Annotated in this window: 15 protein-coding genes and 2 pseudogenes; 7 read left to right on the plus strand and 10 right to left on the minus strand. The window is 57.3% G+C overall.

Translation table 11 applies throughout. The features are described from left to right. Positions 1 to 12: 12 nt before the first annotated feature. Positions 13 to 1,026, minus strand: coding sequence for an ABC transporter substrate-binding protein (locus I9H09_RS17670; RefSeq protein WP_122323974.1), 1,014 nt, complete (start codon positions 1,024 to 1,026; stop codon positions 13 to 15). A 130-nt stretch (positions 1,027 to 1,156) separates the two neighbouring features. Here I9H09_RS17670 and I9H09_RS17675 point away from each other — a divergent pair, with 130 nt between their 5' ends. Then, positions 1,157 to 1,567: a GNAT family N-acetyltransferase gene (locus I9H09_RS17675; protein ID WP_042932212.1), complete on the plus strand. Its 411-nt coding sequence runs from the start codon at positions 1,157 to 1,159 to the stop codon at positions 1,565 to 1,567. A 24-nt stretch (positions 1,568 to 1,591) separates the two neighbouring features. Here I9H09_RS17675 and def read toward each other — a convergent pair whose 3' ends face one another. The 3 genes from def to I9H09_RS17690 all read right to left on the minus strand — a co-directional run bounded on the left by def (position 1,592) and on the right by I9H09_RS17690 (position 3,570). Continuing rightward, a complete protein-coding gene (gene def, locus I9H09_RS17680; RefSeq protein ID WP_024669969.1) occupies positions 1,592 to 2,131 on the minus strand; it encodes a peptide deformylase in 540 nt (179 codons plus the stop codon). Between the two features lie 46 nt (positions 2,132 to 2,177). Beyond that, positions 2,178 to 3,149: a YihY/virulence factor BrkB family protein gene (locus I9H09_RS17685; protein ID WP_236502377.1), complete on the minus strand. Its 972-nt coding sequence runs from the start codon at positions 3,147 to 3,149 to the stop codon at positions 2,178 to 2,180. 229 nt (positions 3,150 to 3,378) lie between these two features. Next, positions 3,379 to 3,570, minus strand: a complete 192-nt coding sequence (locus tag I9H09_RS17690; RefSeq protein ID WP_005889522.1) for a CsbD family protein — start codon at positions 3,568 to 3,570, stop codon at positions 3,379 to 3,381. Between the two features lie 241 nt (positions 3,571 to 3,811). Here I9H09_RS17690 and I9H09_RS17695 point away from each other — a divergent pair, with 241 nt between their 5' ends. Next, the gene (locus tag I9H09_RS17695) at positions 3,812 to 4,192 is read left to right on the plus strand and encodes a hypothetical protein (protein WP_005889521.1); all 381 of its coding nucleotides are present in this window, start codon (positions 3,812 to 3,814) and stop codon (positions 4,190 to 4,192) included. A 66-nt stretch (positions 4,193 to 4,258) separates the two neighbouring features. On the opposite strand, the gene I9H09_RS17700 is transcribed toward I9H09_RS17695, so the two are convergent. After that, complete coding sequence (locus tag I9H09_RS17700) at positions 4,259 to 4,660, minus strand: DUF2177 family protein (protein ID WP_122346743.1); 402 nt, start codon at positions 4,658 to 4,660, stop codon at positions 4,259 to 4,261. A 147-nt stretch (positions 4,661 to 4,807) separates the two neighbouring features. Continuing rightward, positions 4,808 to 5,644: a CvfB family protein gene (locus tag I9H09_RS17705; protein ID WP_122346742.1), complete on the minus strand. Its 837-nt coding sequence runs from the start codon at positions 5,642 to 5,644 to the stop codon at positions 4,808 to 4,810. 305 nt (positions 5,645 to 5,949) lie between these two features. On the opposite strand from I9H09_RS17705, the gene I9H09_RS17710 reads away from it, so the two are divergent. From I9H09_RS17710 to I9H09_RS17725, 4 genes are all read left to right on the plus strand, one after another. Then, positions 5,950 to 6,138 (plus strand): hypothetical protein, encoded by a 189-nt coding sequence (locus I9H09_RS17710; protein ID WP_002554403.1) that lies wholly within the window; start codon positions 5,950 to 5,952, stop codon positions 6,136 to 6,138. 166 nt (positions 6,139 to 6,304) lie between these two features. Further along, positions 6,305 to 6,820 carry a hypothetical protein gene (locus I9H09_RS17715; protein WP_183142417.1) on the plus strand — a complete coding sequence of 172 codons (516 nt, stop codon included), beginning with the start codon at positions 6,305 to 6,307 and terminating at the stop codon, positions 6,818 to 6,820. Between the two features lie 142 nt (positions 6,821 to 6,962). Next, positions 6,963 to 7,691: a TorF family putative porin gene (locus I9H09_RS17720; protein WP_122346741.1), complete on the plus strand. Its 729-nt coding sequence runs from the start codon at positions 6,963 to 6,965 to the stop codon at positions 7,689 to 7,691. Between the two features lie 69 nt (positions 7,692 to 7,760). Then, positions 7,761 to 8,624: a DUF6279 family lipoprotein gene (locus I9H09_RS17725; RefSeq protein ID WP_122346740.1), complete on the plus strand. Its 864-nt coding sequence runs from the start codon at positions 7,761 to 7,763 to the stop codon at positions 8,622 to 8,624. Between the two features lie 97 nt (positions 8,625 to 8,721). On the opposite strand, the gene I9H09_RS17730 is transcribed toward I9H09_RS17725, so the two are convergent. From I9H09_RS17730 to I9H09_RS17740, 3 genes and pseudogenes are all read right to left on the minus strand, one after another. After that, the gene (locus tag I9H09_RS17730; protein WP_024669973.1) at positions 8,722 to 9,024 is read right to left on the minus strand and encodes a hypothetical protein; all 303 of its coding nucleotides are present in this window, start codon (positions 9,022 to 9,024) and stop codon (positions 8,722 to 8,724) included. A gap of 197 nt (positions 9,025 to 9,221) precedes the next feature. Beyond that, positions 9,222 to 10,559 (minus strand): DEAD/DEAH box helicase, encoded by a 1,338-nt coding sequence (locus I9H09_RS17735; RefSeq protein ID WP_005889507.1) that lies wholly within the window; start codon positions 10,557 to 10,559, stop codon positions 9,222 to 9,224. 138 nt (positions 10,560 to 10,697) lie between these two features. Further along, positions 10,698 to 11,570: pseudogene (locus I9H09_RS17740) on the minus strand (MFS transporter); the annotation flags it as partial. Between the two features lie 106 nt (positions 11,571 to 11,676). Between I9H09_RS17740 and I9H09_RS17745 the strand changes: the two are divergent. Then, positions 11,677 to 12,569, plus strand: a pseudogene (locus tag I9H09_RS17745) (LysR family transcriptional regulator). 11 nt (positions 12,570 to 12,580) lie between these two features. On the opposite strand, the gene I9H09_RS17750 reads toward I9H09_RS17745, so the two are convergent. Next, a complete protein-coding gene (locus tag I9H09_RS17750; protein ID WP_122346737.1) occupies positions 12,581 to 13,693 on the minus strand; it encodes an XAC2610-related protein in 1,113 nt (370 codons plus the stop codon). Positions 13,694 to 13,864: the final 171 nt, after the last annotated feature.

The raw sequence follows: 13,864 nt of genomic DNA on the forward strand, positions 1-13,864 counted from the left end.
CGGTTTACCTACTTACAACGCGCTACTGACGCGCGCTGCTACATCGGCAGGCAGCCAGGCTTTCCAGACATCCGGGTGTTGCTTGAGAAATGCCTTGGCGACAACTTGCGGGTCCTGGTGTTTTTCGCTCATTTCAGCCAGCGTCTGGTTGAGCAGATCGATAGGGAAATCCACTTGTTTGAAGAAACTCACCAGTTCCGGGTACTGCTTGCTGAACGCTGCGGACACGCCGATAGACAGCGTGGCGTCCAGCGAAGAGGAACCACGCGGGTCAGGATTGCTGGCATCGGTCAGGGTTTTCCAGGCATCGGCGTCGAAAGGGGGTTCTTCAAGCTTGATCAGCTTGTAACTGCCCAGCAGCGGGGTTGGCGACCAGTAGTAGAACAGCACCGGTTTGCCACGGCGGATGGCCGACCCGATCTCGGCATCCAGCGCAGCGCCCGAGCCTGTACGGAAGTTGACGAAGCTGTCGCTCAGCCCATAGGCCTTGAGTTTCTGGGTGTTGACGATCTCGGAGGTCCAGCCGCTCGGGCTGTTGAGAAAACGTCCTTTGTCAGGCGACTCCGGGTCTTTGAACACATCCTTGTAACGGGCCAGGTCAGCCACCGACTTCAGGTCCGGCGCCATCGGTTTGATGCCTTTGGCAGCATCGCCCTTGACCACGTATTCAGGTACCCACCAGCCTTCGGTCGCACCTTTGACGATATTGCCCAGACCGAAAACCTTGCCGTCAGCTTCGGCCTTGACCCATACCGGGCTGCGTCCGGCCCACTCTTCGGCGATGACCTGAATATCATTTTTGGCCAGCGCAGTTTCGAGGCTGACGGTACTACCGGGCAACGTGTCGGTCGGGTAGCCGTAGCCCTTTTCGACCAGCGTGCGCAATACCTCGGTAATCAGACTGCCGCTTTCCCAAGTCAGCGCGCCGAACTGGATCGGCGCGTTTTTTTCAGCCGCCATAGCTGGCGGACCGAGCAGCCCCAGCGCCAGCAGGGAACAGCTCAGCAGTCGTGTTATTGATCTCATGCTCACCTCGAATGGCGGGTAAAGAAAACATAGCTGACAGTATCGACATCGTTACGCGGTCATTAGTTGTAACGAGATGAGCCTCTGTATGATGCAACCCCTCCATTCCGTGCCGGCGAGTTCGCTTGCGATGTCAGAAATTCAGTATTGCCTGTTACCCGATACGTGTCGCCCGCTGCTGGGCAAGTTCTATCGCGAACACCAGTCGTCGATGCGACCCGCCAGCAAAGGGCATATCTGGGTAGCAAAGCAGGGCGAGATAGTCGGGGCTTTGTGCCTTTCGCCCGCGGCGGAGGGCCACTGGCTGACGGGGCTTTTTGTCGCCCCGGCACAGCGTGGCCAATCCGTGGCGAAACGCTTGATAGAGGCGGCGCTGCTGCCACTCTCGGGGCCAGTCTGGTTGTTCTGTCACCCTGACTTGCTAGGGTTTTATCAGCTCACAGGGTTTGAAACAGCGCAGCGTTTGCCACAAGTACTGGGCGAGCGATTGATGCGCTATAGCCGCAGCAAGGCGCTGATTGCGCTGTCTCGGGAAGCCTGACGGGCTGAAGGGAGCAGCAAGCTGTCATTCATCAGCATTGGGGTCCATGTCCGGAAACATCACGTCCATGAAGCCGAACTTGCTGAAATCGGTGATACGCGAAGGGTATAAGCGTCCGATCAGGTGATCGCATTCGTGTTGCACAACCCGCGCATGGAAGCCGTGAGCAACCCGCTCGATGGGCAGGCCATCCGGGTCGAAACCCTCATAACGAATACTTTGGTAACGATCAACCATACCGCGAAGCCCCGGCACTGAAAGACACCCCTCCCAGCCTTCTTCCATGTTCGGGCCAAGCGGGGTAATCAGCGGGTTGAGCAGGATTGTCTGCGGGACGGCCTCGGCTTCTGGATAGCGTTCGCTGCGCTCGAAACCGAAGATCACCAGTTGCAGATCGATACCAATCTGCGGCGCCGCCAGGCCCACGCCGCCCACGCTGTGCATGGTTTCGAACATGTCGGCAATCAGCGTTTCGAGTTCGCTGCTGCCGAACATCTCTGTCGGAACAGGTGGAGCGATGCGCAACAGACGCTCATCGCCCATCTTGAGAATATTACGAATCATGGCTGCTGGTCCTTCGCATAAAACGCCATCTTGTCATACATGGCCATCAGGTTTCTTCAGCCTTGGGCATTGGTACGGAATGATCACGCCCCAACCCGGAAACATGCTGTTTGCCACCCGCCTCTTCCTGCTCATCGCCCAGACCGTCGCCCGGCTCTTTCTCGCCCGCTTCCTTACCCTCGGCAGACATATGCTCGATCACCGCATTCATTTCCGCGCCCAGCAGCAGCACGGCGGCCGAGATGTAGAAATACAGCAACAGCACGATGATCGCACCGATACTTCCATACATGGCGTTGTAGTCGGCGAAGGTCTTGACGTAGAAACCAAACGCCAGCGAAGCCACAATCCACACCACCACAGCCAATACCGAACCCGGTGTGATAAAGCGAAACTCTTGTTTGACGTCAGGCATCACGTAGTAGATCAGTGCCACGGCGACCATCAGCAAGATAATGATCGCGGGCCAGCGCAGGATGGTCCACAGCGTCACGATGATCTCTTCCATCCCGACCTGTACAGCAATCCAGTTCATCACCTGAGGCCCCAGCACCATGAAAGCCGCTGCTGCCAGCAACATGCCGGCAATGCCGACGGTGTACAGGATCGACAGCGGAAAACGCTTCCAGATGGGACGACCTTCGACCACATCGTAGGCCGCGTTCATGGCGCTCATCATCAGACGAACGCCAGCCGACGCTGTCCACAAGGCGATCACGATACCGATCGAGAGCAGACCGCCCTTGGACTGCTGCAACTGATCAATAACCGGGTTGACCTGTTCGAGCGCCTGCGGTGGCAACAGAAACTCGGACTGCAGGCGCAGCCAGGAGAAAAAATCCGGAAGGTGCAGAAAGCCGATCAAGGCGATCAGAAACAGCAAAAACGGGAACAAAGAAAACAGCATCTGATAAGCCAGTGCCGACGCATAGGTGGACATCTCGTCGTCGAGAAACTCGTTGACGGTGCGCACCAGTACTTTACCGACTGACAGTTTACGCAAATGGGGGAAAATCATGGCGCTTCCTCTTGCTCCCGAACTGGAACACCTAACATCCTGAAGACCGGCATTTTCTGCATCGCAGGCCTTGTGTAATCACAAGGTTATACGCAAATACCGATGGCACATTGACTGGACAGGTCTTGAAAGGTTTCAGTCCCGCAAGGCAGAAAGCATAACGGCCATCCGTGGATGACCGTTATCGGCGTCGCTCATTCCCGTGCAGAAGGCGACGGGAACGCTCCGTTTACGCCTTGTCGACGCCTTTCTTGATCGCGTCTTTCACTTCGCCTTTGGCCTGTTGGCCCTCGCCCTTCAACTCTTGAACCTTGCCTTCAGCCCTCAAATTCGTGTTATCGGTGGCCTTGCCAACAGCCTGCTTGACGTTACCAACGGCTTCGTTGGCCATGCCTTTGACTTTATCGCTGGTACTGCTCATCGAAAATCTCCTGGGTCTGAAGACCGCACTGGAATAGGTTGTCGTAATCGACACAGAAGTTGACCTTCACCGAGAACGAAGAGTTTCATGAATATCGCGACCGACGCCGCCGCTGGTCCGCTTGCCTGCACACCTGCATTTCAAGCGTAGAAACGAGCGCACGCCGGACTTTGTGCGAGAATACGCGGCACCGTTGTCCGGCAAGGCCGACACGCTGAACAAACCGATTCTCAGGAACGCTATGAAACTCGATAAAAAGCTGGCCATTGCACGCAGAAACCAGGATCTGGGCGGCGCAGTGCTCGGCGTCAACAACACCCATTTCGCTGTGCTCGACCCGAAACGCAATATCTGGTGGTTCGACCTGCCGGTGCCGCGCCTGCAGGTAGGCCAGTACGAATGGCTGCATCTGCTGCTGCACACGCCTGAAACAGACCAGTTGCTACACCTCAAAGTGACCACTGTATTCATGCGCGATCACATGGAAGGTCTTGAAGTGCGCAATGCCGACAAGCGCAAACCGACCGTCAGCCTCGAACTGAGCGCCGACAAGGACTCATTTCTCAAAGACATGCGCCCCAAGGGCAGCAATCTGGGTTTTGCCGGTTTTCTGCAGAACTGACCTGCTTTTAATGGCAGCAGCGACTGAACAGCGCGCCTCAGTGACGTTCATCGCTGCGCGCAGTCCTCAGGCGAAGCGTCGCACCGCCAGGTAGCCTGCCGTACCGGCCAGCGCGGAGACGACAGTACCCCACGCTAGATCGATCAGCGCCAGTTGCGCAGACCAGCCCTGTAATGTCGCCCAGTTGGTCAGGTCATACGTGCCGTAGGCAACCAGCCCCAGCAAGCCGCTGAACAGCGTGGCACGGCTCATCCGCCGTTCCCTGACAGCAGGCATCACGCCGAACACCACCACGCCAACACCGTAAAGCAGATAGAACGCCACGGCGGGCCCGACCACAGGTGTCGCCAGCATCAGCGGCCCAAGCCATTCCCGATAGACAGGCCCCATTAACACGCCAAGCCATAGCCCGTCGAGAATCAGGAACGCCAGCAGCGTGCCGAGGTAAGCCGTAAGCATTTTTTTCATGAGAATCCTTGATGCCGTTCCGGGCCTGAAAAAGGCCGCACAGGGTTATGACCCGTCAAGGATGGAAATTGATCCTTCGATAGAAACGCTTTCGGCCTGGGCATGAGGTGCATTGGCTGCGCTCAGGCGTCAAGGCTGCAAGTTTTATCAGACCAGGTCGATACGATCGGCGTGAATCACGATCTGACCTTGTTTATACAGCGCACCAATGGCCTTCTTGAAATTGCCTTTGCTGACGCCGAACAGTCCGCTGATGACCTGTGGGTCGCTTTTATCGCTGACTGGCAGCGAGCCGTTGTTCTCACGCAGCTTGGTGAGAATCTTCAAGTTCAGACTGCTTGCCGCCTCGGCCCCGACAGGCTGCAGGCTCAGGCTGATATTGCCGTCGGCGCGGATCTCCTTGATGAAGCCCTTTTCCTGCTTGCCGGCACGCATGAACTTGAACACTTCGTTCTTGTGAATCAGGCCCCAGTGCTTGTTGTTGATGATCGCCTTGAAGCCCATGTCGGTCGCTTCGGCCACCAGCAGATCGACTTCCTGCCCCACGCTGTAGTTCGCTGGAGTCTTGTCCAGGTAACGATCCAGACGTGCAGTGGCGGTGATGCGACGGGTGTGCTTGTCGAGGTAGACATGAACCACGCAATACTCGCCAGCCTGCAAGGTGCGTTTTTCTTCGGAGTAAGGCAGCAGCAAGTCCTTGGGCAGGCCCCAATCGAGGAACACGCCGATGCTGTTGACTTCAACCACTTTGAGGCTGGCGAACTCACCAACCTGTACCTTGGGCTTTTCAGTGGTGGCGATCAGCTTGTCTTCGCTGTCCAGATAGATGAACACATTCAGCCAGTCCTCATCTTCGGTGGGGATATCCTTGGGGATATACCGGTTGGGCAGAAGGATTTCACCGTCCTGCGCACCGTCCAGATACAGACCGAAGTTCGTGTGCTTGACGATTTGCAAGCTGTTGTAGCGCCCGATTAAAGCCATTTCCAGATACCCTCATTACGTGGGCGGCATTCTACCCGACTTTGTGTCCGGGTTCGCACTGTGTCTGCGCACGCACAGGCGGGCGCTCCACTCGTCAGTTTATGCCTCGCCCCAAGGCTGGCAGCTATGCCAAGGTTAGAATGGCCAGCCTATAACTTGCCATTCAAAACAGCCAGTTAGCACACCTGATGGCTGACGCTTTCTCTGCAGAACATTTATATGTCACTCGACAGGCCGCATATTTGCCACGCAAAGACCGGGCATTTCCTGTATTCTGGCTGGCCGTATTACGTTTATGAAGGTAAATGGCAGCCATGCGTATCAAAGCATCCCACTCGAAAGCCAAACCCGCCCCAGCCGTTGAAACGAGCGACTCGATCAACGCGCAGATTGCGGCTTTCCTGAAGTCCGGCGGCGAAATTCAGCAAATTGCCAAAGGCGTGAGTGGCCAGACTTTCGCACCGTCCAAGCAGATCAATCTCGGTAAAAAATAAACTGCGTCCTGCCTGTCGATCTCTATGCGCCTTGACGCTCAAGGCGCTAGATTGACCATCCTTCGCTGGATATTCTTCCGGTCACGCTGCTACTCTCTCCTCTGATATCACTATGACCACGAGCTGGTTCACGCTCTGGAAGTTGTCTCCTTTGTGGAATGCTCGAATGAAGAACTGGATGCTTTTCGGCGCACTTATCTACCTTGGCGGCTGCGCATCGCACAATTGCGAAAACGGCCCCAACGACAGCCAGCCTTCCAACGGCAATTGCCGGGCCGAGCATTTGCTGTACCAGAACGACATGCTTCAGGCCAAGCTGCTGATCAGCGAAGACAATCGCGAAAACTACGAGCTGGCCGAAGCGATACTGCGCCGCGCCGGAGCTACCGATGCATCGGGCGAAGCCGAGTTCTACCAAGCCGTGCTGCTGATTCGCCAGCAGGCCGATCAGGAGCAGATCATCCAGTTGCTGAAAACCGCAGCAAACAATCGGCATCCACTGGCCATTGCCCTGCTCTCCCAGCAGCTCAGCGTGAGCGACCCGAAACTCGCCGAGCATTATCGGGCCGAGTACGCCCAACTGGACGTCGCCAAGAGCGGCTATCCCTCGTTTGAACAGGCGCTGGTGGTGATTCGCGGGCTGATAATCCCACCCACTCACACGGCTACCGCCAATCGATAACCTGCGATCTGACGAACGGTTCGTCCCGGCAGTATTTCACCGGTATCCTTGCAGCGCTCTAGCTCGCGGTTTGTGTCGGCTTACGGGCCACTTTCGATACGCCATTCCTGACCACACTCCTCGCCGATCAAGGGAGTGAGCCATGCTCAGCCATCGCTTATACGTGCTGTCCTTCAGTGCCTTGCTTGTCTGTAAGTCCGTCTCTGCCCAGGTCATGGAGCGGGATTTGGGAGCGTTCGACCTGAAACTGGCCACTACGCCCACACGCAGCATGGCGCAAGGCCTGGTGACACCTACCGGCGGTTCGGACTCGTTTCACGGCGGGCTGGACCTGACCCATGAAAGCGGTTTTTACTTCGGCCAGTGGACGCCCAACGTGGGCTTCGCTTCCGACTCCGGCATGGAGCTCGATTCATACATGGGCTTCAAAAAACCGTTCGATAACACCTTGGGCTATGAGCTGGGGATGATCCGCTACAGTTACCCGGACACCGATCAGGTCGACAGTCACGAATTCTATGCCGGGTTGCGCATGCTCAACAGCCGAGTCGGTGCGGCCTTCAGCAACGACGTGGGCACCCGCGACAGTACTGTGTTCGTCGACCTCGGCGCCATCGAGCGACTGGGGGTGGGCGTGCGCATGCAGTATGCCAATCACCAATTCGACATGCCGCAAGCCTCTACCGACGGCAGCATGATCAACGGCTTCAACGACTGGTCGCTGAACCTTTCACGGCCATGGCTGGGCATCGATATGAACCTGATCTACAGCGGCTCAAGCCTCAGCGGCGGTGATTGCAGCGTGTACAGCGGTCATAATGCGCGCTGCGACGGGACATTTACCATCAAGGCTGTGCGTTCGTTCTTTTAATGGCTGAACCCGGTTGAACTGCCAGCCGCTACACTCCTCTACTGCACGTCAGTACGCCAAGGAGTTGTCATGCCGTCTTTCTTCAAAGCCCTCATTTCGCTGTTAATGACCGTACCACTGCTTGCCGGATGCAATCAGGTAGGTTTGGCGTATCGCAATCTTGACGTGATCATTCCCTGGACGCTCAGCGACTATCTGGACATGAACTCGGAACAGAAAGGCTGGCTGGATGTGCGCCTCAAGGAACACCTGAGTTGGCATTGCAGCACCCAGTTACCGAGTTATCTGGCCTGGCTGGACAAGCTTGAAGGCATGGTCAGGAACGATCAGGTGACCTACGAGGGGCTTGAAGCCCGCACCCGCGAGGCCAAGGAAGCGATTTCTAAAATCTCTCAGGAGATCACCCCGTCCGCGGTGGAATTGCTCTCACGCTTTGACGACAAGCAAGTGCAGGAGATGCAGGAGTCGTTTGCCAAGGACCAGCGCAAGCGCGAAAACAAATACCTCGACCAACCTCTGGACCGGCAGATTGCCGAACGCGCCGACCGCATGCAAAAACGTCTGACGCCCTGGATCGGCAAACTGAGCCAAGAGCAGAAAGACCGTATTCAGGCTTGGTCCGCTTCGCTTGGCGAACAGAACAAAGCCTGGATCGACAACCGCACGCGCTGGCAGAACCTGTTTCTCGCTACTGTTCAGCAGCGCCAGGCCAGCGATTTCCCGCAGCGCATCGCCGCGCTGCTGCAGGACCGCGAGACCTTCTGGACGCCCGAGTATCGCAAAGCCTACGACCAGACCGAGAAAGCCGCGATATCGCTGATTGTAGACATCACGGCGATGAGCACCCCGGAACAACGCACCCGCTTGCTAAGCCGGATCGCCGACATGCGCAAGGACTTCACTGAACTCGATTGCCTGAAGTCGCAGAAGTGATCCGCCCCCCCGGTTATCTTGCCCACGCTCCGCGTGGGCATGCAGTTCCGGACGCTCTGTGTCCTGCCCTGGATAAACATGTTGAGTGTCGGCGGGTTTAGGCGATCTGCGGCTTTTTAGCGATCATATCGAAGATCGCCGGATCAAGCGGATCGCCCGCCTGCTCATTCAGCACCTGACGCGGGTGATCATTACCCGGAATGCTGCTGTCGATTAAAGACAGCAGGCTCGAGCCGCGCTTTGTCAGCATGTAGGTCGAGCCATCCCCGCCTTCCTCGCGAGGCAGCGGTTCGATAAAGCTACGATTCAGAAGCGTCTCAAATTCGGTGGATGTCGATTTGGCGCCCGTGTTCTGCACCTCGTGCAACAAACGCTCGATAAGGTCCCAGTTGTAAGTCATTTCTCTAAACCTCCGTCCAGCATGGAATGATCACCCATGACATCCAGTCACGGGCATGCGACTCAGAGTGTGTGACCTGCGGGGGTATGTAGCGGTTCAGAGAAGCTGCCGGACGGCGTGGCGAAGGGTGGTACACATGAGGGCAGACGATGCAGAAGTGGATCGCTCCCGCCTATGCGCGGGAGCGATCAGGGCAATCACTCGGCAGCCGGGGCCGGCGTACTGCGTTTTTTCAGAGGGGCCATGCCGTCCTGACTGACAAGATCCGACTTGGGACGGTTGACAGTCTTGCGCTTGGTAGGGCCTTTGGCCGCTACCTTTTTCTTGTCGCCCTTGGCGTCGGTCTTTTTCTTCTTGACGCCTACCGCCTTGCCCGACGCCTTGACCTTCTTCGGCCCGCCGTAGGTGCCTTTGACTTCCTTGATGACGCGACGCTCGAAGCTCTGCTTGAGGTAGCGCTCAACGCTCGACATCAGGTTCCAGTCGCCATGACAGATCAGCGAGATCGCCAGGCCGTCGCTGCCTGCACGACCTGTGCGGCCGACGCGGTGAACGTAATCGTCACCGCTGCGTGGCATGTCGAAATTAACCACCATGTCCAGACCTTCGACATCAAGACCGCGGGCCGCCACATCGGTAGCGACCATGATCTTCGCACCGCCCTGCTTCAGGCGGTCGATAGCGGCCTTGCGATCCTTCTGATCCTTGTCGCCATGCAGCACGAACGCCTTGTATTCCAGCGCAACCAGACGGCCATACAGACGGTCGGCCATTGCCTTGGTATTGGTGAAGATGATTGCTTTCTGATACGTCTCGTTGGCCAGCAACCAGTTCAGAACCTGCTCTTTGTGAACGTTGTGGTCAGCGGTGATGATCTGGTGGCGTGTGCCGGAAGCCAGTTCGCTGACACTGTTCACTTGCAGGTGCTGTGGGTCCTTGAGCACCTTGCCGATCATTTCCCGCAGGCCGGCACCGCCAGTGGTCGCCGAGAACAGCATGGTCTGCTCGCGACCCGCGCATTCGCCCGCCAGACGTTCGACATCCTCGGAAAAGCCCATGTCCAGCATGCGGTCGGCTTCGTCCAGCACCAGCACTTCAACGTGCTTGAGGTCGAGGTTGCCTGCGTTGAGCTGCTCCAGCAGACGACCCGGCGTGCCGATCAGGATGTCCGGCACCTTGCGCAACATCGCCGCCTGAACCTTGAAGTCCTCGCCACCGGTGATCAGACCTGCCTTGACGAAGGTGAACTGGGAAAAACGCTCGACTTCCTTGAGCGTCTGTTGCGCCAGCTCACGGGTCGGCAGCAGGATCACTGCGCGAATGTCGACGCGTACTTTGGCCGGGCCGATCAGGCGGTTGAGGATCGGCAACACAAAGGCCGCAGTCTTGCCACTGCCGGTTTGCGCAGTCACCCGCAGGTCGCGCCCTTGCAGTGCGAGCGGAATGGCGGCCGCCTGCACAGGCGTAGGCTCGACAAATTTAAGCTCGGCCACAGCTTTAAGCAGGCGTTCGTGCAGGGCGAATTCGGAAAACACGGGTGCTACCTCGACGAAAAACAAAAATACAGCTGCATAGCCTAACGGTTTCGAGCGCCGGGGCCGAGTTTCTTTACCACCAAAGGTCGATTTTGTTTACGGATTGGTCAATAACCGCCCGCCGAAAGCAGCCTGATCAAGCAGAGGAATGGCAATCAGGCAGGCATAGATGCGTTTTTGCAGCAGACCGCCAATCAGGTAGGTGCCGACCAGCCCGCTGGCACCCAGCAACAGCAGCATCAGCGACAACGTGGTGACGCTTACGCCGGTGACGTCTTCCAGAAACGGGCGCAAATAGGTGAAGACGGCGAACCGGCCCATGAACAGCAACAGAATGGCGCTCATGCCGATAGCCACTTGCGGGTTGCGCAGCAGTCGAAAAGGATTGCGCGCCCTGCCGTTCGGCGAACTGCTCATGGCCGGAAGGCTTAGCCACTGCCAGGCAAATGCCAGAGCCGCCAGCGGAGTGACCAGAAAGAACACGCCACGCCAGCCGATGTACTGCCCCATGAAGCTACCCAACGGCGCAGCCACCGTGGCAGCCAGCGCGTTACCACCGCTGATCAGCGCCAGGCCTCTGGCGACGGACTTTTTTAGCACCAGCCTCATCACGGTGGCTGTCGACATCGACCAGAAGCCGCCAATGGCCACGCCCAGCAATGCACGGCCCGCCATGAACATCCAGCCATTGGACGCCAACGTGACGATTACCGCAGAGCCCAGCAACAGCAGGCTGAAGCCAAGCAGGACCTTCTTGCGATCAAGATGGCCGGTCAGCGGTGCATTGAGCAGGCTGATCAGTACTGCGAAGAAGCCAGAAATCGAAATCGCCTGTCCGGCCTGGCCCTTGCTGACGCCCAGATCCTGAGCGATCGGAGTCAGCAGGCTCACCGGCATGAACTCCGATGCGATCAGCACCACTACACACAACGCCATCGAAAACACGGCGCCCCAAGCAGGCGGATGAGTGGTCGTGGCGGGCTGCTTCAGAGTTGAATCAAATGCTTGCATGCGTCGCTGACCTGGCGGTTATCAAAATAGTCGGCACAGGTTAGGGCAAAGGGATTAGCATTATTAGACGCCGTAATTTCCACGCTTTTGTGAGAGATACTCAGCAATGAGCACACCCAAACTCAATGACCTGCAAGCCTTCTGCTGGTTGCCCGGGAGCAAAGCTTTACCAAGGCCGCCACAAAACTGGGCGTGACACCCTCTGCGTTGAGCCACACCCTGAGGGCGCTCGAAGAGCGTATGGGTTTGCGCCTGCTGGCGAGAACCACACGCAACGTAGCCCCGACCGAAGCAGGCGAACAACTGATGCGCTCGATAGGGCCGCTGCTGGATCAGATCGCAGCAGAGGTCGAAGTATTGGGCGAACTGCGTGACAAGCCCGCTGGCACCATCCGCATCACCTGTTCCGATGACGCCGCAGAAGGCATCATTCGGCCCATGCTTGCGGGGTTTCTCGCGCAGTACCCGGATATCCAGATCGAAATCTGCATCGACTACGGCTTCACCAACATTGTCAGCGAACGTTTCGACGCGGGCATTCGCCTGGGGGAATCCATCAGCAAGGACATGATCGCCGTACGCCTCGGCCCGGACTGGCGACTGTCGGTAGTCGGGTCACCCGCATACTTCGAGCGACATCCCGTACCCTTGCAGCCGCAGGACCTGACTCAACACACCTGCATCAACATCCGCCACTCACCGAATGGAAGTTGCTACGCCTGGGAGTTTGAAAAAGACAGTCGCAAATTGAACATTCGGGTCAATGGGCAGTTCACGTCCAACAGCATGATCCACGTCCTCAATGCTGCCCTGGACGGCGTAGGGCTTGCCTATGTGCCAGATTCCCTGGCACAACCGCATATCGCCAGCGGCCGCCTCAAAGAGGTGCTGGTTGACTGGAGCCCCTACTTCGAAGGCTTTCACCTGTACTACCCGAACCGGCGACAGGCGTCGCCGGCATTCAGTACGTTTGTCGAGGCAGTCAGGTATCGCGGTTAGTGCATTGATTGCTACTGTGCGGCTTTCAGGGCCTCTGCGACTTTTTTCAGCGAGCCTTCGGCAGGCCCTGGAAGCAATTTCAGTTCCGTGGTTTTGCCTCGCGCCACCACTTGCATGCCTTTTGCCGCGCCCGTTGCGTCGGCCACCATCCGGTAAACGGTGTCGCCGCGCGCGAAGCTCAACACGTGACTGGCGTCGTCGTACTTAAGTTGCTCGCCGTCGGCCTGCGGGTACAACAGGCCCACCTGATTCTTGCTGTCTACAGCGGCATAGAAGACCGGGCTCGCGGGCCCTGAACGAAAGAGAACGACTCGCTTGCCGGACGGCGCGAGCCTGAACGACCAGAGAATTTCTCGCTGTTCGTCTTCCTCCCAGACGATGCTGGTGGTGTGCATCATCTTTCCATTCTGATTACGGCTTACGGTTTCAGTCGGCAGCCCTGAACCGCCGGTGTGGTCAATCACCGTCTGCGTCTCCAGAACCGGTTCTCCGTTACGAATGCTGTACGTAGAAGTCTGGTGCCAGCAACATCCATCCTTGGTCATCGTGTCGATCTTGTGGTTCTTTTCATCCACGTTGAACATGCCGCAGTTGTTCTGCGCCAGTTTGGTAAACGAATCACTGTGACGAAAACCATCGGCCGTGCCGAGGAATACCTGAAACGAGGCGCCGTGGTAGCAGCTGTTCTGGCCGTCCATCAACGCCAGGTCCTTGATGCCGTCAAAGTTGAAATCCTGATAGATCAGTACGCTCTGCTCTCCGTAGGGCAGTTCATGCACATTGGTTTTGACCTTGCCGGTTTTCGGATCGGTACCGAGCACCAGTTCATCGGACTGCACGCGGATCAGCGAAGCACCGCTGGCCTTGTCATAGACATTGATCACGCCGGGACGAAACACATCGTCTTTGGCGGAAATCTCCAGCGTGGCACGGTATTTATCGGAAAAGTCCTGCAGGGTGTAGGTGTCCCTGGGCGATTTCTCGAACGCCTTGGTATCCATCTCGCCATAAGTAGTCGGCACAGCGGCAACACTGGTCAGTGTTGCCAGCATCAGCCCTGCCCCTGCAATCCACGAACGTGCCCGAGACCACAACATTGAATCTTGAATGATTGAAACCTGCACGCTGCCACTCCTGCGATGAATAATTGGGGGCTTATAAAAGTCGTCATATTCCGTGTCATGCCCGGACGTTATGCTGCGCCACCCTGCGCGCGCACTGATTTTGCCAGTCTTCGCCCGACAGGACACCGTTAATGTTTTAATCGCGCCCCCTCTTCCCGCAGGAGAACTCCG

It is taken from the genome of Pseudomonas tremae (assembly GCF_023278125.1).
GTDB classification, from domain to species: domain Bacteria; phylum Pseudomonadota; class Gammaproteobacteria; order Pseudomonadales; family Pseudomonadaceae; genus Aquipseudomonas; species Aquipseudomonas tremae.

What these genes read in the sequence shown, in the direction of transcription:
- I9H09_RS17670 (WP_122323974.1), bottom strand. Translation starts at nt 1,026, where the DNA reads ATGAGATCAATAACACGACTGCTGAGCTGTTCCCTGCTGGCGCTGGGG.
- I9H09_RS17675 (WP_042932212.1), top strand. Translation starts at nt 1,157, where the DNA reads ATGTCAGAAATTCAGTATTGCCTGTTACCCGATACGTGTCGCCCGCTG.
- def (WP_024669969.1), bottom strand. Translation starts at nt 2,131, where the DNA reads ATGATTCGTAATATTCTCAAGATGGGCGATGAGCGTCTGTTGCGCATC.
- I9H09_RS17685 (WP_236502377.1), bottom strand. Translation starts at nt 3,149, where the DNA reads ATGATTTTCCCCCATTTGCGTAAACTGTCAGTCGGTAAAGTACTGGTG.
- I9H09_RS17690 (WP_005889522.1), bottom strand. Translation starts at nt 3,570, where the DNA reads ATGAGCAGTACCAGCGATAAAGTCAAAGGCATGGCCAACGAAGCCGTT.
- I9H09_RS17695 (WP_005889521.1), top strand. Translation starts at nt 3,812, where the DNA reads ATGAAACTCGATAAAAAGCTGGCCATTGCACGCAGAAACCAGGATCTG.
- I9H09_RS17700 (WP_122346743.1), bottom strand. Translation starts at nt 4,660, where the DNA reads ATGAAAAAAATGCTTACGGCTTACCTCGGCACGCTGCTGGCGTTCCTG.
- I9H09_RS17705 (WP_122346742.1), bottom strand. Translation starts at nt 5,644, where the DNA reads ATGGCTTTAATCGGGCGCTACAACAGCTTGCAAATCGTCAAGCACACG.
- I9H09_RS17710 (WP_002554403.1), top strand. Translation starts at nt 5,950, where the DNA reads ATGGCAGCCATGCGTATCAAAGCATCCCACTCGAAAGCCAAACCCGCC.
- I9H09_RS17715 (WP_183142417.1), top strand. Translation starts at nt 6,305, where the DNA reads ATGAAGAACTGGATGCTTTTCGGCGCACTTATCTACCTTGGCGGCTGC.
- I9H09_RS17720 (WP_122346741.1), top strand. Translation starts at nt 6,963, where the DNA reads ATGCTCAGCCATCGCTTATACGTGCTGTCCTTCAGTGCCTTGCTTGTC.
- I9H09_RS17725 (WP_122346740.1), top strand. Translation starts at nt 7,761, where the DNA reads ATGCCGTCTTTCTTCAAAGCCCTCATTTCGCTGTTAATGACCGTACCA.
- I9H09_RS17730 (WP_024669973.1), bottom strand. Translation starts at nt 9,024, where the DNA reads ATGACTTACAACTGGGACCTTATCGAGCGTTTGTTGCACGAGGTGCAG.